This window comes from Pantoea sp. B9002 (assembly GCF_013385945.1).
GTDB lineage: Bacteria > Pseudomonadota > Gammaproteobacteria > Enterobacterales > Enterobacteriaceae > Pantoea.
Genome location: NZ_JACAPA010000006.1, coordinates 110,497 through 134,532, shown reverse-complemented (window position 1 = coordinate 134,532; position 24,036 = coordinate 110,497). Strand labels below are relative to the sequence as shown.

General features: G+C 55.6%; 19 protein-coding genes and 3 tRNA genes. 14 read left to right on the top strand and 8 right to left on the bottom strand.

Features of this window, described 5'->3' with window-relative positions:
• Position 1 precedes the first annotated feature (1 nt).
• The 4 genes from HX773_RS04435 (at position 2) to tldD (ending at position 7,429) form a co-directional block, all read left to right on the top strand.
• Entirely contained in the window at positions 2-595 is a 594-nt protein-coding gene (locus HX773_RS04435; RefSeq protein WP_176970583.1) for a nucleoside triphosphate pyrophosphatase, read from the top strand.
• Positions 585-2,054: a ribonuclease G gene (rng, locus tag HX773_RS04430; protein ID WP_101762841.1), complete on the top strand. Its 1,470-nt coding sequence runs from the start codon at positions 585-587 to the stop codon at positions 2,052-2,054. The genes HX773_RS04435 and rng overlap by 11 nt, the downstream gene beginning before the upstream one ends.
• 46 nt (positions 2,055-2,100) lie before the next feature.
• Positions 2,101-5,919, top strand: coding sequence for an AsmA2 domain-containing protein YhdP (yhdP, locus tag HX773_RS04425; protein WP_176970582.1), 3,819 nt, complete (start codon positions 2,101-2,103; stop codon positions 5,917-5,919).
• A gap of 64 nt (positions 5,920-5,983) precedes the next feature.
• Positions 5,984-7,429, top strand: a complete 1,446-nt coding sequence (tldD, locus tag HX773_RS04420; RefSeq protein WP_176970581.1) for a metalloprotease TldD — start codon at positions 5,984-5,986, stop codon at positions 7,427-7,429.
• 41 nt (positions 7,430-7,470) lie between these two features.
• Here tldD and aaeR read toward each other — a convergent pair whose 3' ends face one another.
• Positions 7,471-8,388 (bottom strand): HTH-type transcriptional activator AaeR, encoded by a 918-nt coding sequence (gene aaeR, locus HX773_RS04415; protein WP_176970580.1) that lies wholly within the window; start codon positions 8,386-8,388, stop codon positions 7,471-7,473.
• A 258-nt stretch (positions 8,389-8,646) separates the two neighbouring features.
• Here aaeR and aaeX point away from each other — a divergent pair, with 258 nt between their 5' ends.
• The 5 genes from aaeX to HX773_RS04390 all read left to right on the top strand — a co-directional run bounded on the left by aaeX (position 8,647) and on the right by HX773_RS04390 (position 13,615).
• The gene (aaeX, locus tag HX773_RS04410; RefSeq protein WP_021508145.1) at positions 8,647-8,850 is read left to right on the top strand and encodes a p-hydroxybenzoic acid efflux pump operon protein AaeX; all 204 of its coding nucleotides are present in this window, start codon (positions 8,647-8,649) and stop codon (positions 8,848-8,850) included.
• A gap of 10 nt (positions 8,851-8,860) precedes the next feature.
• The gene (gene aaeA, locus HX773_RS04405; RefSeq protein ID WP_176970579.1) at positions 8,861-9,790 is read left to right on the top strand and encodes a p-hydroxybenzoic acid efflux pump subunit AaeA; all 930 of its coding nucleotides are present in this window, start codon (positions 8,861-8,863) and stop codon (positions 9,788-9,790) included.
• 11 nt (positions 9,791-9,801) lie between these two features.
• Entirely contained in the window at positions 9,802-11,754 is a 1,953-nt protein-coding gene (aaeB, locus tag HX773_RS04400; protein WP_176970578.1) for a p-hydroxybenzoic acid efflux pump subunit AaeB, read from the top strand.
• 111 nt (positions 11,755-11,865) lie between these two features.
• A complete protein-coding gene (locus HX773_RS04395) occupies positions 11,866-13,320 on the top strand; it encodes an NAD-dependent succinate-semialdehyde dehydrogenase (protein WP_176970577.1) in 1,455 nt (484 codons plus the stop codon).
• Positions 13,321-13,345: 25 nt separating this feature from the next.
• Positions 13,346-13,615, top strand: coding sequence for a hypothetical protein (locus HX773_RS04390; protein ID WP_176970597.1), 270 nt, complete (start codon positions 13,346-13,348; stop codon positions 13,613-13,615).
• Positions 13,616-13,665: 50 nt separating this feature from the next.
• Here the strand turns inward: HX773_RS04390 and yhcN (HX773_RS04385) are convergent, their stop codons facing one another.
• From yhcN (HX773_RS04385) to argR, 4 genes are all read right to left on the bottom strand, one after another.
• Positions 13,666-13,932, bottom strand: a complete 267-nt coding sequence (yhcN, locus tag HX773_RS04385) for a peroxide/acid stress response protein YhcN (protein ID WP_008101968.1) — start codon at positions 13,930-13,932, stop codon at positions 13,666-13,668.
• A gap of 101 nt (positions 13,933-14,033) precedes the next feature.
• A complete protein-coding gene (locus HX773_RS04380; protein WP_007891990.1) occupies positions 14,034-14,300 on the bottom strand; it encodes a YdgH/BhsA/McbA-like domain containing protein in 267 nt (88 codons plus the stop codon).
• A gap of 90 nt (positions 14,301-14,390) precedes the next feature.
• Positions 14,391-14,654, bottom strand: a complete 264-nt coding sequence (yhcN, locus tag HX773_RS04375; RefSeq protein WP_007891991.1) for a peroxide/acid stress response protein YhcN — start codon at positions 14,652-14,654, stop codon at positions 14,391-14,393.
• Positions 14,655-15,143: 489 nt separating this feature from the next.
• A complete protein-coding gene (gene argR / locus HX773_RS04370) occupies positions 15,144-15,614 on the bottom strand; it encodes a transcriptional regulator ArgR (protein WP_008101964.1) in 471 nt (156 codons plus the stop codon).
• A 424-nt stretch (positions 15,615-16,038) separates the two neighbouring features.
• Here argR and mdh point away from each other — a divergent pair, with 424 nt between their 5' ends.
• Positions 16,039-16,974, top strand: a complete 936-nt coding sequence (mdh, locus tag HX773_RS04365) for a malate dehydrogenase (RefSeq protein ID WP_176970576.1) — start codon at positions 16,039-16,041, stop codon at positions 16,972-16,974.
• 52 nt (positions 16,975-17,026) lie between these two features.
• Here mdh and mscM read toward each other — a convergent pair whose 3' ends face one another.
• From mscM to rsgA, 3 genes are all read right to left on the bottom strand, one after another.
• Positions 17,027-20,362, bottom strand: a complete 3,336-nt coding sequence (gene mscM / locus HX773_RS04360; RefSeq protein WP_176970575.1) for a miniconductance mechanosensitive channel MscM — start codon at positions 20,360-20,362, stop codon at positions 17,027-17,029.
• A 15-nt stretch (positions 20,363-20,377) separates the two neighbouring features.
• Positions 20,378-21,274 (bottom strand): archaetidylserine decarboxylase, encoded by an 897-nt coding sequence (gene asd, locus HX773_RS04355; protein ID WP_176970574.1) that lies wholly within the window; start codon positions 21,272-21,274, stop codon positions 20,378-20,380.
• A 93-nt stretch (positions 21,275-21,367) separates the two neighbouring features.
• Positions 21,368-22,411 carry a small ribosomal subunit biogenesis GTPase RsgA gene (gene rsgA, locus HX773_RS04350; protein WP_176970573.1) on the bottom strand — a complete coding sequence of 348 codons (1,044 nt, stop codon included), beginning with the start codon at positions 22,409-22,411 and terminating at the stop codon, positions 21,368-21,370.
• A 103-nt stretch (positions 22,412-22,514) separates the two neighbouring features.
• Between rsgA and orn the strand changes: the two genes are divergently transcribed.
• The 4 genes from orn to HX773_RS04330 all read left to right on the top strand — a co-directional run bounded on the left by orn (position 22,515) and on the right by HX773_RS04330 (position 23,815).
• On the top strand, positions 22,515-23,063 hold the full coding sequence (orn, locus tag HX773_RS04345; RefSeq protein WP_101762856.1) for an oligoribonuclease: 549 nt from the start codon (positions 22,515-22,517) through the stop codon (positions 23,061-23,063).
• Between the two features lie 299 nt (positions 23,064-23,362).
• A tRNA-Gly gene (locus tag HX773_RS04340) sits at positions 23,363-23,438 on the top strand.
• Positions 23,439-23,466: 28 nt separating this feature from the next.
• Positions 23,467-23,542 (top strand) — tRNA-Gly (locus tag HX773_RS04335).
• A gap of 197 nt (positions 23,543-23,739) precedes the next feature.
• Positions 23,740-23,815: transfer RNA gene (locus HX773_RS04330), tRNA-Gly, on the top strand.
• The last annotated feature ends 221 nt before the right edge of the window (positions 23,816-24,036 follow it).

Here is a 24,036-nt window from a genome sequence, read left to right as displayed (position 1 = left end):
TATGATAAGCCTGTACCTCGCATCCGGTTCACCGCGTCGACGTGAGCTGTTAACGCAGCTTGGTCTGCAATTTGAACGCCTGATTACCCACGTAGAAGAGCAGCGTCAGCCAGAAGAAGCGGCTGAAGCTTACGTGCGTCGTCTGGCCTCAGATAAGGCGCGCGCGGGCGTCGCGGTGGCGCCGCAGGATCTGCCGGTGCTGGGTGCCGATACCATTGTGGTGCTGAACGGTGAAGTACTGGAAAAACCTCAGGATGCCGCGCACGCCGCCGCGATGCTGAGTAAGCTATCAGGGCAAACCCATCAGGTGATGACCGCGGTGGCGCTGGCCGATACACAGCGCGAGCTGGATTGTCTGGTGACCACGGACGTGACCTTTCGCAAGATGACGGCGGAGGAAATTTCGCACTATATCGCCAGTGGCGAGCCGATGGATAAAGCCGGCGCGTACGGAATTCAGGGCCTTGGCGGCAATTTTGTCCGCAAGATTAATGGAAGCTATCACGCCGTGGTGGGATTGCCGCTGGTTGAGACCGGTGAGCTGCTGAGTCATTTTCAGTCACTGCGCGCGTTAAGGGGACAAGATGACGGCTGAACTGCTGGTAAATGTGACACCTTCGGAAACCCGTGTTGCCTACATTGATGGCGGCATTCTGCAGGAAATCCACATTGAGCGCGAAGCACGACGCGGCATCGTGGGCAACATCTATAAAGGACGCGTCAGTCGCGTCTTGCCTGGCATGCAGGCGGCCTTTGTCGATATCGGCATGGAAAAAGCCGCCTTTCTGCACGCTTCCGACATCATGCCGCACACCGAATGCGTGGCGGGTGATGAGAAGAAAAATTTTGTGGTGCGCGACATCGGCGAACTGGTGCGTCCCGGCCAGGATTTGATGGTGCAGGTGGTGAAAGATCCGCTTGGTACCAAAGGCGCGCGCCTCACCACCGACATTACCTTGCCTTCGCGCTATCTGGTGTTTATGCCCGGCGCGTCACACGTCGGTGTTTCGCAGCGTATTGAGAGCGAAGCCGAGCGCGAACGACTGAAAACGGTGGTTGCTGCGCACTGTGACGATCTCGGCGGCTTTATTATTCGTACCGCTGCTGAAGGCATTGGTTCAGAAGAGTTGTCGCAGGATGCCGCTTTCCTGAAACGTTTGTGGACCAAAGTCAGCGAGCGTAAAAAGCGTAATCAGACGCGCTGCCTGCTGTACGGTGAGCTGGCGTTAGCGCAGCGCGTACTGCGAGATTTCGCCGGTGCGGCGCTGGATCGCATTCGTGTGGACTCACGTTTGACCTGCGATTTGCTGGTGGAATTCACCAGCGAATATATTCCGGAAATGGCCAGCAAGCTGGAGCTCTACAGCGGCAAACAGCCGATTTTTGATCTGTTCGACGTTGAGAACGAAATCCAGCGTTCGCTGGAGCGTAAGGTCGAGCTGAAGTCCGGTGGCTATCTGATCATCGATCAAACCGAAGCCATGACCACGGTGGATATCAACACCGGCGCGTTTGTCGGACACCGCAATCTCGACGAGACCATCTTCAACACCAACATCGAAGCGACGCAAGCGATCGCGCGTCAGCTGCGACTGCGCAACCTCGGCGGCATCATCATTATCGATTTTATCGACATGAGTAACGACGAACATCGCCGCCGCGTGCTGCATTCGCTGGAGAGCGCGCTGAGCAAAGATCGGGTGAAAACCGGCATCAACGGCTTCTCGGCGCTCGGTTTGGTGGAGATGACGCGTAAACGCACGCGTGAAAGTATTGAACATGTGCTGTGCGCCGATTGCCCGGTGTGCAAAGGGCGCGGCACCTTGAAAACGGTGGAAACCGTCTGCTATGAGATCATGCGTGAAATTGTGCGCGTTCATCACGCCTACGATTCCGACCGTTTTCTGGTGTACGTTTCCCCGGCGGTGGGCGACGCGCTGAAGGGCGAAGAGTCACATGCGCTGGCGGAAGTGGAGATCTTCGTCGGTAAACAGGTCAAAGTTCATGTTGAACCGCTCTATACCCAAGAGCAGTTTGATGTCGTCATGATGTGATCCTGAGGTTGAGTTCCGCAAGCCAACGGACAGCAAGGAGAGGTGTGTGAGGCGGTTGCCGAGGATTTTGTTACTGCTGCTCGCCGCAATCATCGTTATTGTGGCGCTGCTGGTCAGCGGGTTGCGCCTCGTGATGCCGCACCTCAACAGTTATCGCAGCGATATTCTGCAGACGATCTCACGCGTCAGCGGCGTCACGGTGACGGCCAGCGAACTGCAGGGCAAATGGGAGAATTTTGGCCCGACGCTGCAGGTGCGCGATCTCAAAATCTCGATGCAGGAAGATGGTCAACTCACCATCGGCCGCGTCAATCTGGCGCTCAACGTGTGGCAATCGCTGCTGCACTGGCGCTGGCAATTCCGCGATCTCACCTTCTGGCAGCTGCATCTCGAAACCAACCATCCGCTGTTCACCAGCGACGAACAGAAGAACAGCTTCAAACCGGCACAAATCAACGATCTGTTTTTGCGTCAGTTCGACCACTTCGATCTGCGCGACAGCAGCATCCGTTTTTTGACGCCGTCCGGCCAGCATGCTGAACTGGCGATTCCGCGCCTTACCTGGCTGAACGAAAATACCCGTCACCGCGCCGAGGGCGAAGTGAGCCTCTCGAGTTTTACCGGCCAGCATGGCGTGGTGCAGGTGCGGCTCGATCTCAACGACAGCAACGGTTTACTCAGCGATGGCCGCATCTGGATGCAGGCTGATGATGTTGATGTGCGGCCGTGGATTGGTCCGTGGCTGCGTGATAACACCAGCCTTGAGAGCGCGCGTTTCAGTCTGGCTGCGTGGGCGAATTTGCGCGATGGCGATCTCTACGCCGGTGATTTGCTGCTGAGCAAAGGCGGCGCGCGCTGGCGCGGCGAGCAGGGCGATCATCAATTACAGGTCGATGGCTTAACCGCGCACTTGTCGCGCTACCAGAATGGCTGGAGCCTTTCGGTACCGCAAACCCGCTTGAGCACCGATGGCATCGCGTGGGCGCCAGGGCATTTTTCCCTGCTGTGGAAGCCGGAAGATAAGCAGATGCTCGGTGCCAACAGTGCGCCAGAGATGCGCGTGCGTGCCACGCAGCTGGATTTAGAACGTCTGGCGCCCATCGTTCCGCTGTTTAAGCCACTTTCCCCAACCTTGCTGGATAACTGGCGTGCGCTACAGCCGCGCGGCCACATTGATGCGCTGGCGCTGGATATTCCGCTGCAGCAACCTGAGCAAACGCGTTTGCAGGTGAAGTGGCGCGATCTCGCCTGGCAACAGTGGGAATTGCTGCCGGGTATCAGCAATCTCAGCGGGAGCGCCAGCGGCAGCTTAAACAACGGCTTGCTGGATGTGGCGATGGGCCAGGCAGAAGTGCCGTACGGCGATATGTTCCAGGCTCCGCTGCAGATTAAACAGATCACCGGCCAGCTTAACTGGCTGCGCGATGCTAACGGCTTAACGCTGGATGGACATCAGCTGGATGTGCAGGCGCGTTCGCTGTGGGCACGCGGCGATTTCCGCTACCAGCAGAATTTGGGTAGCGCGCCGCGCCTCGATATTCTCGCCGGGATTCGCGTTACCGATGCTGGCGATGCGTGGCGTTATTTCCCGCAGCAGCTGATGGGCCACGATCTCACCCGCTATCTCAGTGATGCGATTAAAGGCGGGCAGGTGGATAACGCCACGCTGCTGTTTGCTGGCGATCCCTCGCTGTTTCCGTTCAAACACAATGACGGCATGTTTGAAGTTTGGGTTCCGCTGCGCAATTCCACCTTCCAGTTCCAGCCCGGCTGGCCTGCACTGGAAAACCTCGACATCAATCTCGACTTCCTCAACAACGGTTTGTGGATGAAAGCCGAGAGAACCAAGCTCGGCGAGGTTGATGCGCGCAACGTCAGCGCGGTGATCCCGGATTACCTGAAAGAGAAGTTGATCATCGATGGCGACATCAGCGGCGAAGGCAAAAAAATCGCTGACTATTTCGAGCAAACGCCGCTGAAACCGACGCTCGGCGCGGCGCTGCAGGAGCTACAGATTGGCGGCAATGTGCGCGGCACGCTGAATCTTGATATTCCACTGGATGGCGAGCAGGTGCACGCCAGCGGCAATGTGGTGTTGAACAACAACAGCCTGCATATCAAGCCGTTAAATACCACGCTGAACAATCTCACCGGCCGATTCCGTTACAACAACGGCAATCTGGAAAGCGAAGAGCTGCAGGCCAACTGGTTCGGGCAGCCAACCGGCGTGAGTTTCAGCACTAAAGAGAATCCCAACGACTTTGGCGTGAACGTCAAGCTGCTGGGCGATTGGCAGCCGGGCAAACTCAAGGTGCTGCCGGACGCCATCACGCGTCAGTTAGGCGGCTCTTTACCGTGGCAGGGCAATGTGGATATCACGCTGCCGCATAAAGGTGGCGCAACCTACAAAGTCGCACTGCAAGGCGAGGGCAAAGCAGTAAGCAGTCACTTACCTGCGCCACTGGATAAAGCGGCCGGTGAAGCGATGCCGATTACCATCAACGCGGATGGCGATCTGAAAGGCTTTACCTTGAGCGGCAGCGTGCGCGAGCACCATCGTTTCAATAGCCGCTGGATTCTGGAGCCGCAGCTGCGCGTTGATCGCGGTATCTGGCTGAATGATGCGAAAAGCACGCCGAAGCTGCCCGAGAAGCGCGGCATGGAGCTCAATCTCCCGCCGCTGGATGGCGAAGCCTGGATGGGAATGATGGCTGGCGCGGGCAGTTCGCGTAACGCTCAGGGCGAGCCGGAAGTGGGCGGCGCAGCGCTGCCGGGTGACTTTATTCTGCGCACACCGGCGCTGACGCTTGGTGGTCAGCAATGGCATGACGTTAACGCCACCGTCACGCAGGGGCCAGCCGGCAACACACACTTGCAGCTGGAGAGCCGTGAAGCACGCGGCAGTTTGCAGACGGCGCAGCACTCTCCGTGGCAGATCAACCTGAGCTATCTTTACTACAATCCTGAATGGGCTGAGAAAAGTGACGGAAAATCATCGCCGTTTGGCGGCAACAGCAGCAACATCAATTTCAGCAGCTGGCCAGCGTTACAGCTCAACTGTGATGAGTGCTGGATTCGCGGGCAGAAGTTTGGCCACATGCAGGCGAAGCTACAGCCGCAAGGCGATACGTTAGCACTTACTAACGCTTCGATTGACTCTGGCAGCTCAAAATTGAATGTGGCGGGTGAATGGGTAAATAAACCCGGCGATCAGCGCACTTCGCTGAAGGGCAGCCTGAGCGGCGACAACATCAATGACGCGGCTAACTGGTTTGGCATGAGCACACCGCTGCGCGATGCACCCTTTAAACTCGATTACGATCTGCACTGGCGTTCTGCGCCGTGGCAGCCATCGGAAGAGACGCTGAGCGGTACGCTGAAAACCCACTTTGGCAAAGGCCAGATCGCCGATGTGAATACCGGTCGCGCGGGGCAGTTGCTGCGCCTGTTTAGCTTTGATGCCTTGCTTCGCAAGATGCGCTTCGATTTCAGCGACACCTTTAGTGATGGTTTCTATTTCGATTCGATCAACGGCACCGCGTGGATTGAAAACGGTGTGATGCGGACCGATAACCTGCTGGTGGATGGCCTGGAAGCGGATATCGCCATGAAGGGCAACATCGATTTGGTGAAGCGTCAGATCGACATGGAGGCGGTGGTCGCCCCGGAAATCTCCGCGTCGGTAGGCGTCGCCACGGCATTCGTCATCAATCCGGTGGTCGGCGCAGCGGTATTCGCCGCCAGTAAAGTGCTGGGGCCGCTGTGGAATAAGATTTCACTGTTGCGTTACCACATCAGCGGACCGCTGGATAAGCCGGAAATCAATGAAGTACTGCGCAAACCGCGCGAAGACGAGAAGAAGTGAATTTGACGCCGTCGGGTAATTGCCGCAGGCTATGACTATCCGAGCACATAATGAGTGAGAAACGATGACTCTGAATCTGGTAAGTGAGCAGTTGCTAACTGCGAACAGCATTAATCAGCAGGACCTTTATTCCCTGTTAGGGCAGCTTTCAGAACGTCGTCTGGATTATGCCGATCTCTATTTCCAGTCCAGTTTCCATGAATCCTGGGTGCTGGAAGACAAAATCATCAAAGATGGTTCTTACCACATCGATCAAGGCGTTGGCGTGCGTGCCGTTAGCGGTGAGAAAACCGGTTTTGCCTACGCGGACCAGATTTCACTGAACGCGCTGCGCCAGTCTTCGGAAGCGGCGCGCAGCATCGTGCGTGAGCAAGGTAACGGTAAAGCGCATACCTTGTCAGCGGTGCTTAACCGTTCACTGTATGCGCCTGTCAATCCACTGGATAGCCTGACGCGCGAAGACAAAATCGCTTTGCTGCATCGAGTCGATAAAGTGGCGCGCGCTGCCGATCCGCGCGTGCAGGAAGTGAACGCCAGCTTGAGTGGCGTGTATGAGCAAGTGCTGGTGGCCGCCACCGATGGCACGCTGGCTGCGGATATTCGTCCGCTGGTGCGCTTATCCATCAGCGTACAGGTTGAAGATCAAGGCAAGCGCGAACGCGGCTCAAGCGGCGGCGGTGCGCGTACCGGCTATGAATTCTTCCTCGCCAATGAAGATGGCGATGTGCGTGCCGATGCGTGGGCGCGTGAAGCGGTGCGCCTGGCGCTGGTCAACCTTTCAGCCGTTGCAGCGCCAGCGGGCATGTTGCCGGTGGTGTTAGGCGCAGGTTGGCCTGGCGTACTGTTGCACGAAGCGGTTGGACACGGTTTGGAAGGCGATTTCAACCGTCGCGGCACCTCGGTATTCAGCGGCAAAATGGGCCAGCTGGTGGCCTCCGAGCTGTGTACGGTGGTGGATGACGGCACCATTGAAGGTCTGCGCGGTTCGCTGGCGGTCGATGATGAAGGTGTGCCGGGCCAGTACAATATGCTGATCGAAAATGGCGTGTTGAAAGGCTATATGCAGGACAAGCTGAATGCGCGCCTGATGGGCGTTAATCCGACCGGCAACGGTCGCCGTGAATCATACGCGCACCTGCCAATGCCGCGCATGACCAACACTTACATGCTGGCAGGCAAATCGACGCCGCAAGATATCATCGAAAGCGTGGAGTACGGCATTTATGCGCCGAACTTCGGCGGCGGTCAGGTTGATATCACGTCCGGCAAGTTCGTGTTCTCCACATCAGAAGCGTATCTCATCGAGAACGGCAAAGTGACTACGCCAGTCAAAGGCGCCACGCTGATTGGCTCCGGCATCGAAGCGATGCAGCAGATCTCGATGGTCGGCAACGATCTGGCGCTGGACAAAGGCGTCGGCGTATGCGGTAAAGAGGGACAAAGCGTGCCAGTTGGCGTGGGCCAGCCAACGCTGAAGCTGGATAAAATCACCGTAGGTGGTACCGCCTAATATCGTAAGGTCGCCATTTATGGCGACCTGAACATTTTCCCTCAACCCTTCCGATGCTGCTGATACTGCTGCGCTACCTGCCTGAAATACTCGGTCAGATAATCAATGCACACCTGCACTTTAAGCGGCAGCTTATCTTTCTCGGTATAGAGCGCATACACCGGGCGCGGCTCCGAGTGATATTGCGGGAACAGAATATCGATCTCCCCCGCGCTGATCTCATCAATCACCCACATCAATGGCACATAGGCGATACCGCATCCGGCTTTTAGCCAGCGAATCAGCGTCTGCGAATCGTTGGTGACGAAACGGCCCTGCGGCGTAAGTCGCGAGACCAATCCCTCCGGCGCAACCAGTTCAAAGGTGTTATCCGGCCGCACGCTATATTCCAGCCAGGAAAAATTATCGATCTCGCTGGGTTTTTCCGGTGTGCCATGCTGCGCCAGATAGCTCTTCGCCGCGCACACCACCATCGGCATTGCACCCAGCCGACGCGAGAACAAGTTCGAATCCTGTAGCGCGCCCACGCGCACCACCAAATCCAAACCGTTGGCGATGAGATCGGGGGCGGGAATGCCCGTCACCAGATTGACGCTCAATCCCGGATATTCGCGTAACATTTCACTGGTCATCGCCGATAACACATTTTGCGCCATAGTCGATGAGCAGCCGATGCGTAGAATGCCAATCGGCGTGTTGTTAAAGGCGTAAAGCTGCTCGTGTACCTGCGACGCCTCGGCTAACATCCGGCGACAGCCCTGAAAATAGATCTTTCCGGCTTCGGTCAGGCCAATGCTGCGCGTGCTGCGGTTAAGCAGTTTGACCTGTAACTCATCTTCCAGTTTGGCGACAATCTGGCTGATAGACGAAACGCTAAGCTGTAGCTGGCGCGCCGCGGCGGTAAATGAACCCAATTCAACCACTTTGGCGAAAATGGACATGCTTTTAAGTCGATCCATTGTTTACTCTGGCTAAAAAGTGATTTAGCTCACAATATGTAGAAAACGTATAGTCAAGCGCGTTACTATACGCGCGCTGGGTCTCTTCACTGCACCTGAACACGGCTGTGTTAACCCGATGATACGCTATGATTAGCTCAACGCGGCCTGAATGTTGCCATCAGTTTATCCGTCATCCCCTGATCGTAAACCCAACGTGCTGTACGGCATGTGGGCAGGTATCGGTGCAATCCGGCAAGGTCGAACTAAGGATCCGAAATGAGTGTGCTTCCGGTATTTGTCGTATTCGGGCTGAGTTTTCCGCCCATCTTCATTGAACTACTGGTTTCGCTGGCGCTGTTCTGGCTGGTGAAGCGTGTGCTGACGCCCAGCGGGATCTACGATCTGGTTTGGCATCCCGCACTGTTTAACACTGCGTTGTATTGTTGCGTGTTTTACCTTGTATCCCGTTTATTCGTCTGAGGTTTTTTAAGTGAAAGCGCTAATAAAAAAAATCGCGCGATACGCGATTACGCTCCTGCTGGTAGTCATCGCCATCGTGATCATCTTCCGCGCGTGGGTGTTTTACACTGAATCACCGTGGACGCGTGATGCCAAATTCTCCGCTGATGTCGTGGCCATTTCGCCAGATGTCACTGGCATCATCACTGACGTGCCGGTGCACGATAACCAACTGGTGAAAAAAGGCGACACGCTGTTTGTGGTGGATCGTCCGCGCTACCAAAAAGCGCTGGATGAAGCCCAGGCTGACGTCGAATATTACCAGGCGTTGGTGAGCGAAAAGCGCCGTGAAGCGACGCGTCGCAATCAGTTGGGTACCAGCGCCATGTCGCGTGAAGCGATTGAGCAATCCAACAACGATCTGCAAACCAGCGAGCATCAGCTGGCGAAATCCGTTGCCACGCGCGATCTGGCGGTGATCGATCTCGATCGCACCACCATCAAAGCGCCATCTGACGGCTGGGTCACCAACCTCAATGTCTATCAGGGTGAATTCATCACGCGCGGTTCAGTTGCCGTAGCGCTGGTGCAACAGCATTCATTCTACGTATTGGCCTACATGGAAGAGACCAAGCTGGATGGCGTACGTCCGGGCTTCCGTGCGCAAATCACGCCGCTGGGCAGCAACATGGTTCTGCGAGGCACCGTCGACAGCATCGCGGCCGGTGTGACCAACAGCAGCAGCACCAGCGACAGCAAAGGCATGGCGACCATCGACTCGAATCTGGAGTGGGTACGTCTGGCTCAGCGCGTGCCGGTGCGTATTCGTCTTGACGATCAACCGGGCAACCGCTTCCCGGCCGGTACCACCGCCACGGTAGTAATCACCGGTGCGCAGGATCGCGAAACCAAAGTCTCGCCGCTGGCGCAGTTGTTCAATCGCCTGCGTGAGTTTGGTTAAGCGAGGGCGATATGATTGAGTTTTTGCGTTTCCCGGTGAAGCTGACCTTCGCGCTGGTTGCGGCGTTGATGATTGGCTTTCACTTCAATCTGGAAACGCCGCGTTGGGCGGTGATGACCGCCGGCATCGTGGCCGGTGGTACCGCCTTTGCTGCGGGGGGCGATCCCTACTCTGGCGCACTGCGCTATCGCGGCATTCTGCGCATCATCGGCACTTTCATTGGCTGTATCGCCGCGCTCACCATCATGATTGCCACGGTGCGCGCGCCGGTGGTGATGCTGTTGCTGTGCTGTATGTGGGCCGGCATGTGCGTGTGGCTCTCTTCGCTGATCAAAGTCGAAAACTCCTATGCGCTGGGCCTTGCCGGTTACACCGCGCTGATCATCGTGGTGACGGCGGATGCCAGCGGCGGCTTAACGCTGGCTCCGCAGTACGCGGTTGAGCGCTGCAGTGAAATCGTCATCGGTATTCTGTGTGCGATCCTCGCCGACATGCTGTTCTCGCCGCGTTCTATCAAGAAAGTGATTGAGCAGGAAGTGGATGCGCTGCTGGTGGCGCACTACAAACTGTTGCAGCTGTGCGTAGCGCATGAAGACAAAGAGGAAGTGGACAAAGCCTGGAGCGCGTTAGTGCGCCGCACCACGGCACTCAACGGCATGCGCGGCCAGCTGATGATGGAATCTTCACGCTGGAAAAACTCCAGCCGCCGCCTGCAAATGCTCAACACCTTATCACTGACGCTGATCACGCAGGCCGCCGAAACCTTCCTGATTCAAAACGCGCGCCCGGAATACATTCCACCGCACTATCGTTTGCTGATCGAAAAAGAGGTCAACAACGTCGACGATGTACATAAACGCATGAAGGTGATGCGTCGCCTGATTGGCGTGAGCAGCAAAACCGTGCCGGTGACGCTGGCGAGTTGGGTGGGCGCCGCCACTGAATATCTGCTGCTGATTAACGGCATCAAAAGTAATAGCCGCATCACCACGCTGGAAGAGAGCATTCTGCAGCGCGAAGTGGTGATTCAGGCGCGTTCCGCGGAAACCCATCACGCGATGATTAACGGCGTGCGTACCTTTGTCGCCACTGCGCTGGGCTCGCTGTTCTGGCTGTATACCGGCTGGACATCGGGCAGCGGCTGCATGGTAATGCTGGCGGTGATTACCGCGCTGGCGATGCGTATGCCGAATCCGCTGTTAATGGCGAAAGACTTCCTTTACGGCATGACGGTTGCGGTGCCGCTTGGCGCGCTCTACTTCATCTTTATTCTGCCCGCAACACAGCAAAGTGCGCTGCTGTTGTGTATTGCCATCGGCGCTTTGGGCTTTATCGGCGGCATCTTCGTGCAGCGCCGTCAGTTGGGTACGCTGGGTGCGCTGATTGGTACCATCAACGTGCTGGTGCTGGATAACCCGATGAAGTTCGAGTTCAACGTGTTCCTCGATAACGTGTTGGGCCAGGTGATCGGCTGCTTTGTGGCGATGATGGTGATTCTGCTGATTCGCGATAAATCCAAAGAGCGTACCGGACGTAAACTGCTGAATCGCTTTATGTATGCCGCGGTTGCTGCGCTGACCACTAATCAGGCACGTCGTCGTGAAAACCACTTGCCGGCGCTGTATCAGCAACTGTTTTTGCTGCTCAACCTGTTCCCCGGCGATATCGATAAATACCGTATCGCGCTGACGCTGATAATCGGCCATCAACGCCTGCGTAATGCCGAAGTGCCGGTGAATGCTGAGTTATCGGCCTATCACCGCCAGCTGCGCTACACCGCCGATCGCATTATCTCCGCGACCAGCGATGATAAGCGCCGCTATTACTTCGAGCGGCTGCTGAAGGAGCTGGATGTGTATCAGGAGAAGCTGCAGCACTATTCTGCGCCTGATAACGTCACCGAGCCGGTGAAACGCCTGGCGCTGATGCTGGATAAGTATCAGAACACCTTAATACAAATCTGAAACTGGCCGCTGCAACCTGCAGCGGCCTTTTAGATCCCACGCTGACACAAAAACCTCTGATATTGGCATCTATACTTTCCTGACAGGACGCAAACTGACAGGAGAAAACCGATGTCCACTTCCCTGCAACAACACGAATTATTCAAGACCGGCTATTTCGCTGATGGTCAGTGGCATAACGCCAGCGCCACCTTTGAGGTGACCAATCCCGCCACCGGCGAAGTTATCGCTAACGTGGCGAAAGCCGGCCAGCAAGAAACCGAACAGGCAATTGCCGCCGCGCAGCGCGCCTTTCCCGCCTGGCGCGATAAAACCGCCAAGGCGCGTGCCGAAATCCTCTATCGCTGGTATCAGCTGATCATCGAGAACAAAAGCTGGCTCGGCCAGTTGATGACCGCCGAGCAGGGTAAACCGCTCAAAGAAGCCGAAGGTGAAGTGGAATACGCCGCCAGCTTTATTCAGTGGTTTGCCGAGCAGGCGAAACGCGCCAACGGTGAAATCATCCCGCCAGCTAAACCAGGCTCGCGCATTCTGGCGACGCGTGAACCGATTGGTGTGGTTGCGGCGATTACGCCGTGGAATTTCCCGATGGCGATGCTGACGCGCAAACTCGGTCCTGCGTTGGCCGCGGGCTGTACCGGCATCATCAAACCTGCTAACAACACGCCGCTGAGCGCCTTCGCACTGCTGGCGCTGGCGCAGAAAGCCGGTGTGCCTGATGGCGTACTCAATGCGGTGGCGGGCGATACGCACGCTATCAGCGACGCGATCATGGCCAGCAAGGCGGTGCGCAAAATCTCCTTTACCGGTTCCACCGCGGTGGGCAAAACGCTGATGCGTAATGCGGCCGAAACCATGAAAAAGGTCTCGATGGAGTTAGGCGGCAACGCGCCTTATATCGTGTTTGATGATGCCGATATTGATGCGGCGGTGCAGGGCGCGATTGCCAACAAATTCCGCAACGCCGGACAGGTGTGCGTCAGCGTCAACCGCTTCTATGTGCATAACGCGGTATACGATCGCTTCGTCAATCAGCTGGCCGATGCGGTGGGCAAACTTAAAGTCGGGAATGGCGTGGAAGAAGGCGTGATCGTTGGCCCGCTAATTGAGCCGTCTGCGCTGGAGAAAGTGGAAGAGCACGTCAAAGATGCGTTGAGTAAAGGCGGAAAATTGCTGGTCGGCGGCGAACGTCATCCTCTTGGCGGCAACTTCTGGCAACCAACGGTGATCGGCGAAGCGCATGAAGAGATGAAGCTGGCACAGGAAGAGACGTTTGGTCCGGTTGCCGCCTGCTTCCGCTTTGACGACGAAGCCGAGGTAATTGCACGCGCTAACAACACCGAATTTGGCCTGGCGGCTTACTTCTACACGCAGAATCTGCAGCGAGTGTTCCGCGTCTCAGCAGCGCTGGAAGCCGGGATGATTGGCATTAACGAGTGCGCGGTCTCCACCGAATTGGCGCCGTTTGGTGGCGTGAAAGAGTCAGGGCTAGGACGTGAAGGCTCAGTATTGGGGATGGAAGAGTATCTGGAAGTGAAAGCGCTGCACCTCGGCGGGCTGGGCTAGCCGCTGTGACTAAGAGGGCACCATGATGAAAACCGAGCGTTTTGATTTCGATGAAATTGTCGATCAAGCCCATTTCTACCGACAGTTCAGCGATCGTTTTGCCTTAGCCGATCTCGCCATCAACGATCTTGACGATCTTTGGGATGCGATCATTGGTGAGCAATTGCCATTGCCGCTGGAGATTGAGTTTGTGAATCTGGGGAAAGGGCAGAAACGCCGGTATGGCGCACTGATTCTGTTATTTGATGAAGCAGAAGAGGAGCTGGAAGGCCAGCTCCGCTTCAATATAAAGTAAAAAGGGCCCCGGCGAGCGGGGCCAAAGGGTTCGTCTTAATTGACGAGGAATTACTTATACAGCTCAGCTGTCACGTGGTAGCTGTCGCCGGTTTTCGCTTCAATCACTTTGTAAGCGCTGGCACCTTGCTCATCCGCTTTCTGAGAAAGCTCGGCACGATAATCCATTGGCGAACCGCCGGTTCCGCTGATTGAAATAGTGCTGCCGGTAGGTTGCAGATTCTGCGCCTGTTGTTCGGTTACCAGTTGTGCTGCAGAAGCACCAAAGGCGAACAGGGAAAGCAGGGTAGCAGTTGCGATGGTTGTTTTGATTTTCATAATTTTCTCCTCGTTTAATCAACAACCTGCGGCAGAAAAGGGGTGGCGGGTCGTCGATCTATTGCCTGGCGCCATCAAGACGCCGGACGTTCAATTAGTGATTATTTGTACAGTTCAGCAGTGACGTGGAAGGTATCGCCACGGTTGCTTTCGATGATGCGGTAATGGCTGGCACCCTGCGCATCGGCTTTCTGTGACAGTTCCTGACGAACGTTGGTTTGGTCGCCGTCAACACCGCTCACGCTGATGGTTTGGTTCAGAGATTGCAGCTGTTCAGCTTGTTGGTTGGAAACCAGGCTGGCGGCGCTCGCGCCAAAAGAAAGAACTGAAGCAAGGCCCAGTACTGCGATAGCTAATTTGGTTTTCATGATTCACTCTCCTGAAATGGGGGGCGGCAACCTGAGAGGCAAGAGCGTCTCAAACGGGTCGCCGTTCACATTGCGTCTTAAGTCAGAAACTTATTTATACAGCTCAGCGGTTGCGTGGTAGTTGTCACCGGTATTCGCTTCGATCACGCGGTAAGCTTTCGCACCTTGCTGATCGGCTTTATCATTTAACTGCTGACGGATATCCATAGGGGAACCGCCCACGCCGCTGACGCTGATGGTGCCTGCGGGTTGCAGATTCGCTGCCTGTTCGGCATTAATAGAATCTGCTGCAAAAGCACCAAATGACAGAGCAGAGAGAACACTCAAAGTTGCGATAGTAGTTTTAACGTTCATGATATTTTTCCTCGTCGTCTATTTTTATCTTTTTCTTTCGTGTGATTTGCATCACGAAACTAAGTATAGATCTAATCACCCATGAAATTAATATCCAGCTAATAATGTTTGGTTGTAATTCTTTATCCTTATGGCACTTTTTTAGAACCTGAAGTTATAAAAAACGCCTGGATCTTAACCATAGGTGGTTATTTCACCGTAAAAACAATGATCTACATCAAATTATCTTTTAGTGCGAAAGATCGTGGTTGATCTCGCTGGCTGATACACGGAGCGAAGGGCAAGACACTGAGCAGGATGTGTAAAGCAGCGTAAAATAGCGCATAAGATTAAGCAGGCGCAAAGGTCGTACCAATCATCACGGCTGAAAAGAACCGCTGGGCATATGGATAACTTATTATTTACAAAGGGATTTGTAACAGAATGGTTACGAATGAAGCGGGAAGGGCAAGATAACCGGCAGAGGAACTGCCGGTATTCAGCAGGGTTTTATAGCTCTTGTTCGAATAAAACCAGAATCGCGTCGTACAGCTGTTTTACAGAGAAGGTGCGCGCCGGGGTAATAAAGATGGTGTCATCGCCGGCGATGGTGCCGAGAATGCCTTCCGCTTTGCCCAGCGAATCCAGCAGGCGCGCAATCAGCTGCGCCGCGCCCGGACTGGTGTGAATCACCACTAACGCATCGTTGTAATCAATATCCAGCACCAGATTCTTCAGCGGGCTGGTGGTAGTGGGTACGCCGAGTTCAGCAGGCAGGCAATAAACCATCTCCATCTTGGCGTTGCGCGTGCGCACCGCGCCGAACTTGGTCAGCATGCGAGAAACTTTGGACTGATTGATATTCTCGAAGCCGTCTTCCTGCAGCGCCTGCACGATTTCGCCCTGGGAGCTGAATTTCTCTTCCTTCAATAAGGCTTTAAACGCCTTAATCAAGTCGTCTTGTTTCGATGGGTTTCGCATAAGCTACCAATTAAAAGAGGGTTGCAGAGGGCAACAGGCCCACGGCAGATAAATTATTATGCATTTAGATGAATTTTTATGCAATAAGTCTGATAAGAGAATCGCGGTAATGACCTGCGGGGCGGGCATCATAACAGAATATGAGGTTGCACCAAAATCGCGGGTGGACGCGCAAAGCGAAGGTTGCAAAGTTGTTATATTATTGAGGTGGTAACAACAATATCGATGATCATTGCCGTCCATTGTCTTCTGGCTGCGAATGAATCATTCAGGCGACTTCTGAAGTGGAGATGTCTCGGGAGCCGATTGCGGCGTAGTGTTTAGTGCGCGACAGGTTTAGTCGCTATCGCCTGAGAAGTTGATTAAACTCGTAACCTGATGGATTTTCGGCATATCTCTGCCCCACCTTAATAAGGAGTTCAGGATGAAAGTTGCCGTTCTCGGTGCCGCTGGTGGTATTGGCCAGGCGCTCGCACTGCTGCTCAAAACGCAATTACCCGCAGGCTCAGCTCTCTCACTTTACGATATCGCCCCGGTAACGCCCGGTGTGGCGGTTGATCTCAGTCATATCCCAACGGCAGTCACTGTGGAAGGTTTTAGCGGTGAAGATGCTACGCCTGCGCTGCATGGTGCTGATGTGGTGCTGATCTCCGCGGGTGTGGCACGTAAGCCGGGCATGGATCGCGCCGACCTGTTTAACGTCAACGCCGGTATTGTGCGTAACCTGATCGAACAGGTTGCCAGCACCGCGCCGAAAGCGCTGATTGGCGTCATCACCAATCCGGTAAACACCACGGTGGCGATTGCGGCCGAAGTGCTGAAGAAAGCCGGCGTATATGACAAGAATCGCCTGTTTGGCGTTTCCACCCTCGATATCATCCGTGCCAATACCTTTGTCGCGGCGCTGAAAGGCAAGCAGCCTAACGAGATTGAAGTGCCGGTGGTGGGCGGGCATTCAGGCGTAACGATTCTGCCGCTGCTGTCGCAGGTGAAAGGCGTAAGCTTCAGCGATCAGGAAGTGGCGGATCTCACCAAACGTATTCAGAACGCGGGCACCGAAGTGGTGGAAGCCAAAGCCGGTGGCGGATCGGCGACGCTGTCGATGGGACAAGCGGCGGCCCGTTTTGGCCTTTCATTAATTCGTGCCCTGCAAGGCGATGCCAACGTGGTGGAGTGCGCGTATGTAGAAGGCGATGGCGAATATGCCCGCTTCTTCTCGCAGCCGCTGCTGCTGGGCAAAAATGGCATCGTTGAACGCCGTCCGCTGGGCACGCTGAGTGCTTTCGAACAGCAGGCGTTGAACGGCATGCTGGAAACGCTGAAGAAAGATATCGCGCAGGGTGAAGAGTTTGTGAAGTGATGATCTCTGAGCGGCAATAAAAAACGCCCGGCAGATGCCGGGCGTTTTGTTTCTATAATCCACCAGATTTGAAGGTTTTATTGGCGGGCGCACCGTTAGTCGCGGGGTTTTGCTTTCCTAACGTCTCCATGCGCACCTGGAACGGCGGGAACGGCATCTCAATGCCGTGCTCTTCAAAGCCGCGCAGAATCAGCTGATGCAGTTCATGGCGCAGCGGCATGCGATGTCCCATCTCCGCCGCATGCACGCGCAGTTCAAACAGCTGAATACCTTGCTGCAGATCGACAAGGAACACATCCGGCGCTGGCATATCAAGCACGTAGGTGCAGCGATCGGCCGCCTGCTTAAGAATGTTGGTCACCTCATCGCTGTTGACTCTGGCCGGCGCCGGAATCGTCAGCACCACACGCGTGACCGAATCCGACAGCGACCAGTTCACGAACTGCTCAGTAATGAAGGCCTTGTTCGGCACGATGATCTCTTTGCGGTCCCAATCGGTGATGGTGGTGGCGCGCGTGTTGATGCGGGTGATGCTGCCGGTCAGGTCGCGAATGGTCACGGTATCGCCGATACGGATCGGCTTCTCAAACAGGATAATCAGGCCGGAGATAAAGTTGGCGAAAATCTCCTGCATCCCGAAGCCCAAACCCAGACCTAACGCAGCAACTAGCCATTGTAGCTTCGACCACTCAATGCCCATCATCGAGAAGCCAATCAAGCCGCCAATCAGCATCAACGCATACTTGGTCAAGGTGGTAATGGCATAGCCGGTGCCCGGCGCCAGGCTGAGATGCTGTAACAGCGCCAGCTCGAGCAGCGCGGGCATGTTGCGCACCAGCTGCGTGGTGATTATCAGCACCAGAATCGCAATCAACACCGCACCCAGCGTAATCGCCTGCACGCTATCGACGCCCTGAATGGTGGTGCTGGCATTCCACAGCGGAATGTTATCGAGGAAGCTAAACGCCGAGTGGATTTCTGACCACAGCACAATCACCGAAACCAGCGCTATCAGCGTCAGGATTGAACGCACCAAACGCAGCGACTGCGCGCTGATCTCGTCGAGATCAATGCTTGGCTCATCGATTTCGATGGTGTCGGCATTCGCCGGCGTCGATTGCTCTTTCTCTTCTTCACTGCGCGCGCGGTTGGCCAGCATATCGGCACGACGCTGACGTGCACGGTCAAAGGCGATGCGGCGGCGCTGAATCAGCATCCAGCGGCGGATAATGTGATACACCACCAACAGGAAGAACCAGATGCCCACCGAGGTTTCCAGACGCGCCAGCAGCGCCTGCGCGGTGGCGAGATAACCGATGCAGGAGGCGAGGGCAGCCACCAGCGGCAGGGCGATCATCAGGTTCCACAAAATGCGGTTTACGAAGTTATCGCCGTTGCCCTCTTTATCCAGATAAAGCGGAATACCGGCACGTTTCAGGCTAACGGTAACGATACTCAGCGCGCCACAAATCAGGATGAAGCACACGCGTCCGAGCGTGCCGGAGAATTGCGGATCGTCGAGATTGGCAAAGGCGATCAGCAGCATGATCAGCGGCACAATCAGCCCCACCGATAGCGAGTAATAGCGCATGGCACGCGCCACACGCGCTTGCGGCCAGCGGAAATGCACCACAAACAAGCCATCGGGACGCGCAAAGGCGGCGCTGATCATAAAGGCCCACAGCAGCGGCAGCGTAGCGGTGATGCCATCGCCAATCGCCACGGCAAACGGATAAGGCCACGCATGCTGTAAACCGTAACCGAGCGCGGCCCACAATACCGGCAGCGGAACCGCCACCAGAATCGACCAAAATACCGTGCGCAGCGTCAGGCTAAAGCGGTCCTGTGTCACTTTGCCGACGCGGCTGGCGGAGCGCTCCATAAAGGCGTTGTAGTGACGACGTGAGCTGATGCTGAAGCCAACCAGCAGAATCGCACCAATTATCGGCAACACGGTTTCGCGATTGGTAAACATCATCGCCAGCGCTTTGCCGAGCTGGCCGGCGGTATCCAGCGACAGCAAGCGCTTGAGGTCCTGCGCCATCTCCACCGGGAAATTCAGGCCGATGGTGTTAACGTCGGCGGTCCAGAACAGATAGCGATGCGTCGCATCTTTTACTTCAGCTAAGGCATCCTGCAGCTGCGTATTGGAAACTTTGAGCTTGGTGATTTCCAGAATCAGCGTATCGCAGCCGGAAATCAGTGAGTTCAGCAGTTCGCGCTGGGTTTTGAGTTGCGCTTCGAGAATGCGTACCTGATCGCTGCTAAACGGCGTGCCGTCATCCTGCTTGGCTTTGCGCAGTTCCTGCTGGCGCTCCAGCAGATCCTCATAATGCAGACGCTGCACGCGCAGCTGGCCCATTTCGCTGTCGATCTGCTGAGATTTCGGCATCTCCGGCAGACGTGCGACCTGCGCACGCAAGGCTTCGCCCAACAGATTGGACGCGCCCAGCCACTGCGACTGTTCACGCAGCGTGCTCAGCGCCTGACGCACCTGCAAGGTCTGATTGGTGGCCAGACGCTGCTGCGAAGCGACTAAATCCATGCGCTGCGCTTGCTGATTAAGGTCTGCGGAGAGTTCGCGGTTAACACGGAACTGATCGCTGATCGAACTCGGCAGATCGCCGCTGTTTTCCGCCAGCTGCTCGGTGCGCTCCAGCGCCAGTTCAGCTTCGCGCTGGCGCTGATTGTTGAGCTGATTACGCAGCGCCTGCAGATAGTTATCAAGCTGGGTGGCTTTGCGCTGATGCACTTCGGCGCGCATACGCGCCAGTTCCTGACGATTATTCGCCGACAGCTGTGCCAGCTCTAACTCGTCCACGCGCGCTTTGTTGGCGGCGTTTTCTGCCTGACGCGCGTAAATCTGCGCCTGCGCCAGCGGCGTGGTCGCCGTTGAAGCGCTCTGCGCGCGGCGATCGCTTTCGGTCATCGCCCGGCGTGCATCAGTTTGCTGCTGCGGCAGCTGCGACAGTGAATCGCTGATCTCACGGGCGCGATCCTGCTCCTGCTGCGCCTGACGGCCTTCCTCCAGCAGCTGGCTGCTGACCTGCAGCAACTCCTGATCCAGCTCGGCGCTGCTCATATTGCTGCGCACCGCCTTGCTGCTATCCGTCAGCGTGGCGATCTGCTGACGTAATTCGCGCGCCAGCCGCGGGAAATCATCAATCACCTGCTGATACTGCTTCGCGCGCTCCAGCGACTCATCGCGCTCGTTGAGGAAATTGATCGCCGATTCAAGCGCCTGCACCTGTTCGGTTTGCGCCGGTGAGCTTTTCGCGGATTTAGCCGCATCCAGTTCCTGCTTAAGCTGGCTGGCTTGCGGAACGGTCGCTGCAAATACAGAACTGCTGAGCACAAGGCTCAGCAGCAGGGAGAGGAAAACACGCACGGGAGAGATTCCGGGTTATTTGCTAAGTGAGACGCTGTCGCCAGGCTGAGGCAGGGCGATGGCCAGCGGCTGACCGAGGCGGGTTTTGCTTTCGGCTTCGAGACTTTCTGCCAGCTTCACGCGGTTAGGCGCAAACAGGTTGATCACCGTTGAACCTAACTTGAAGCGACCCATTTCCTGGCCTTTCAGCAGCACCACCGCACCATCATGATCGGCCGACGGATAGCGCCAGCGTTTAATCACACCTTCGCGCGGTGGCGTAATGGTGCCCGCCCACACGGTTTCGATGCTGCCGACAATGGTGGCACCGACAAGGATCTGCACCATTGGGCCATGATCGGTATCGAATACGCAGATCACGCGCTCGTTACGCGCAAACAGATTCGGGATGTTACGCGCGGTCAGCGGGTTGACGGAGTAGAGATCGCCCGGCACATAGATCATTTCGCGCAGGATGCCGTTACACGGCATATGCACGCGGTGATAATCACGCGGGGCGAGGTAAGTGGTAACAAACTCGCCGTCATGGAACTGATCCGCCAGATCGTCGTTACCGGCCAGCAGCGCCTGCAGGCTGTAAGTGTGGCCTTTGGCCTGGAAGATCTGATCGCCGGCAATGCGGCCCAGCTGGCTGATCGCGCCATCGGCGGGCAGCGCCAGTAAAGAGGCATCAGTATCGATCGGACGCGCGCCCTCTTTTAACGGACGCACGAAGAAATCATTGAAGGTGCGGTAGCTGCCGGTATGTGGCTTGCTGGCTTCGGCCATATCCACTTTGTAGTACCAGACAAAAATGTCGATGACCGCTTTAGTGAGCCAGCCACCACGACGGCTGGCGCCCCAACCGGCGAGCTCGGTGAGCCCTTTTTTAGGCAAAATATGATTCAGGCCGAGTTTAAAACGATCAAACACCGTTGCCTCCTGGCTTAATTACGTGTCGTTAACAAAAAAGGGGGCGGATTGTAGCAGCGCCCCAGCGCGTTGGCGAATGTGCCGTTGTACTGCTTAATCTGCGTCGGAGGAAAAGTTTTTACGCGTCTTTACCTGCGCCATACTTTCCAGAATTCGGTGGTAGTTATCGAAGCGCGAGATATCAATCTTGCCCTCTTCTACCGCTTCGCGAATGGCGCAGCCAGGATCGGTATCGTGCTTACAGTCGCGGAAACGGCAACCGCCAAGGAATTCACGGAATTCGACAAATCCGCGCGTCACTTGTTCCGGCTCCAGATGCCATAAACCAAACTCACGCACGCCCGGAGAATCGATCACATCGCCGCCCGCCGGGAAGTGATAGAGGCGTGACGCGGTGGTGGTGTGCTGACCCAGACCAGAAACGTTCGACACATCGTTGGTCAGAATCTCAGCCGCGACCTCCAGACCAAGCAGGTTATTCAGCAGGCTCGATTTACCCACGCCAGATTGGCCGGCAAAGATGCTGACGCGGCCGGTTAAGGCGCTTTCCAGTTCAACCAGGCCATCTTTGGCGTGGCTGGAGACCATCAAGACGCGATAACCAATGTTGCGATAGATCTCCATCTGCTCATCAACAAAGGCGCGGCCTTCGGCATCCAAAAGATCGGTTTTATTGAGCACCAGCAGCGGTTCCACGCCGAGAGTTTCGCTGGCAACCAGATAGCGATCAATGATGTTGAGCGACAGCTCCGGCAGGATCGCCGAAACGATAATGATCTGATCGATGTTGGCGGCGATCGGTTTCACGCCGTCATAGAAGTCTGGGCGCGTTAGCACCGTCTTGCGTTCGTGTACCGCTTCGACGATCCCTTTACCGCCACCAATGGCGACGCGCCATAACACGCGATCGCCGGTGACCAGCGAGCGAATGGTGCGGCGGATGTTACAGCGATGCACAACGCCTTCGCTATCTTCCACGTCTGCGTGCATGCCGAAACGGCTGATCACCACGCCATCAGCCGCTTCTCCAAACAGACTATCATCCGGCTCCGGCTTATCGCTCCGTTGCTGCAGACGACGCTGATGGTTGGCGCTTACGCGACGTTGTTGACCTTTCGACAGTTTGTTTTTACTCACGCATCCTCTCACGGCTTTCGCCAGGTTTCGCCCTGCTGGGCAAAACGTCTATGATACACCTGAAATGAGTTTAATGACGACTTTGGCAACAGGCGGGAAACGCATGACAGCTGGAAATGAAAACAACCTGATTTGGATCGACCTCGAAATGACCGGATTGGATCCGGAACGCGATCGCATTATTGAGATCGCCACCATCGTGACCGATGCCAACCTGAACATCCTGGCAGAAGGCCCGGTGTTCGCGGTGCATCAATCTGACGATCAGTTGGCGTTGATGGATGACTGGAACGTGCGCACGCACACCAATAGCGGATTGGTGGCGCGCGTCAAAGCCAGCGAGCACGACGACCGTGCGGCGGAACTGGCCACCATCGAGTTCCTGAAACAGTGGGTGCCGGCGAACACCTCACCGATTTGCGGCAACAGTATTGGTCAGGATCGTCGCTTCCTGTTTAAGTACATGCCTGAACTGGAAGCCTATTTCCACTATCGCTACCTTGACGTCAGCACGCTGAAAGAGCTGGCACGCCGCTGGAAACCGGATATCTTGCCAGGCTTCAAAAAGTCCGGTAGCCATCAAGCGTTAGATGACATTCGCGAGTCCGTCGCCGAGCTGGCGTATTATCGCGAGCACTTCCTGCAGCTTTAACCGCCGCGGGTGCGCAGGAAATCATCAGGTTGTCGATAAAAGCAGCGAACGCGCGGAAAGCGCAAAATTTTGCTTTTAGACTCTTGCGACTGAAAGGATTTCTCGTATAATGCGCACCCCGTACCGGTGAAGAATTTCATGCGGAACGGAGAAGTAAAGTAGTACGGCGAAGTTCAGAATCGAGTAGTTGAGTTGGGTACAAGGCGGCAACTGAGCGAATATCTGGGAGCTTACTTCAGTAAGTGGCCTGATTGAGTGAAGGCAGCCAACGCAGTAACCAACACAAATACGAAGATGATGCGGGAATAGCTCAGTTGGTAGAGCACGACCTTGCCAAGGTCGGGGTCGCGAGTTCGAGTCTCGTTTCCCGCTCCAAACTTTCGTTGAGTAGTAAACCTCTAATGCGGGAATAGCTCAGTTGGTAGAGCACGACCTTGCCAAGGTCGGGGTCGCGAGTTCGAGTCTCGTTTCCCGCTCCAGAGTTTGTGGTAAACCATCCAAATCACGGATTTAGTCGTTAGCGTGATTGTTGTGACAAAAATACGAAGAGTCAGAATCGAGTATTTTAGTTTGCAACAAGGCGGCAACTGAACGAATCCCTGGAAGCTTACATGAGTAAGTGACCTGGGTGAGTGAAGGCAGCCAACGCAGTGGCGAACTAAAATACGAAGATTATGCGGGAATAGCTCAGTTGGTAGAGCACGACCTTGCCAAGGTCGGGGTCGCGAGTTCGAGTCTCGTTTCCCGCTCCAGATTTTCATATTCACTAATGTTATTTGCCCTTAGGCGCAATCAGAATTAAAACTGCTGCAGATCTTTTTTGATCGCATGCGACACCGTTTTTTTCTGGAAATTTTGCACGCCTCGCTAGCACCGATAATGCTTGTTGTCTGATGCAGTTATCTTACAGGTTATCCACAATGTGCCTGCAAGCTTCTGACGGCGTTTTCCCCGTTGTTTAAAACTGTTTTGA

Coding starts and splice junctions, on each gene's coding strand:
- HX773_RS04435 (WP_176970583.1), top strand. CDS start 2: ATGATAAGCCTGTACCTCGCATCCGGTTCACCGCGTCGACGTGAGCTG.
- rng (WP_101762841.1), top strand. CDS start 585: ATGACGGCTGAACTGCTGGTAAATGTGACACCTTCGGAAACCCGTGTT.
- tldD (WP_176970581.1), top strand. CDS start 5,984: ATGACTCTGAATCTGGTAAGTGAGCAGTTGCTAACTGCGAACAGCATT.
- aaeR (WP_176970580.1), bottom strand. CDS start 8,388: ATGGATCGACTTAAAAGCATGTCCATTTTCGCCAAAGTGGTTGAATTG.
- aaeX (WP_021508145.1), top strand. CDS start 8,647: ATGAGTGTGCTTCCGGTATTTGTCGTATTCGGGCTGAGTTTTCCGCCC.
- aaeB (WP_176970578.1), top strand. CDS start 9,802: ATGATTGAGTTTTTGCGTTTCCCGGTGAAGCTGACCTTCGCGCTGGTT.
- HX773_RS04395 (WP_176970577.1), top strand. CDS start 11,866: ATGTCCACTTCCCTGCAACAACACGAATTATTCAAGACCGGCTATTTC.
- HX773_RS04390 (WP_176970597.1), top strand. CDS start 13,346: ATGAAAACCGAGCGTTTTGATTTCGATGAAATTGTCGATCAAGCCCAT.
- yhcN (WP_008101968.1), bottom strand. CDS start 13,932: ATGAAAATCAAAACAACCATCGCAACTGCTACCCTGCTTTCCCTGTTC.
- HX773_RS04380 (WP_007891990.1), bottom strand. CDS start 14,300: ATGAAAACCAAATTAGCTATCGCAGTACTGGGCCTTGCTTCAGTTCTT.
- yhcN (WP_007891991.1), bottom strand. CDS start 14,654: ATGAACGTTAAAACTACTATCGCAACTTTGAGTGTTCTCTCTGCTCTG.
- argR (WP_008101964.1), bottom strand. CDS start 15,614: ATGCGAAACCCATCGAAACAAGACGACTTGATTAAGGCGTTTAAAGCC.
- mdh (WP_176970576.1), top strand. CDS start 16,039: ATGAAAGTTGCCGTTCTCGGTGCCGCTGGTGGTATTGGCCAGGCGCTC.
- orn (WP_101762856.1), top strand. CDS start 22,515: ATGACAGCTGGAAATGAAAACAACCTGATTTGGATCGACCTCGAAATG.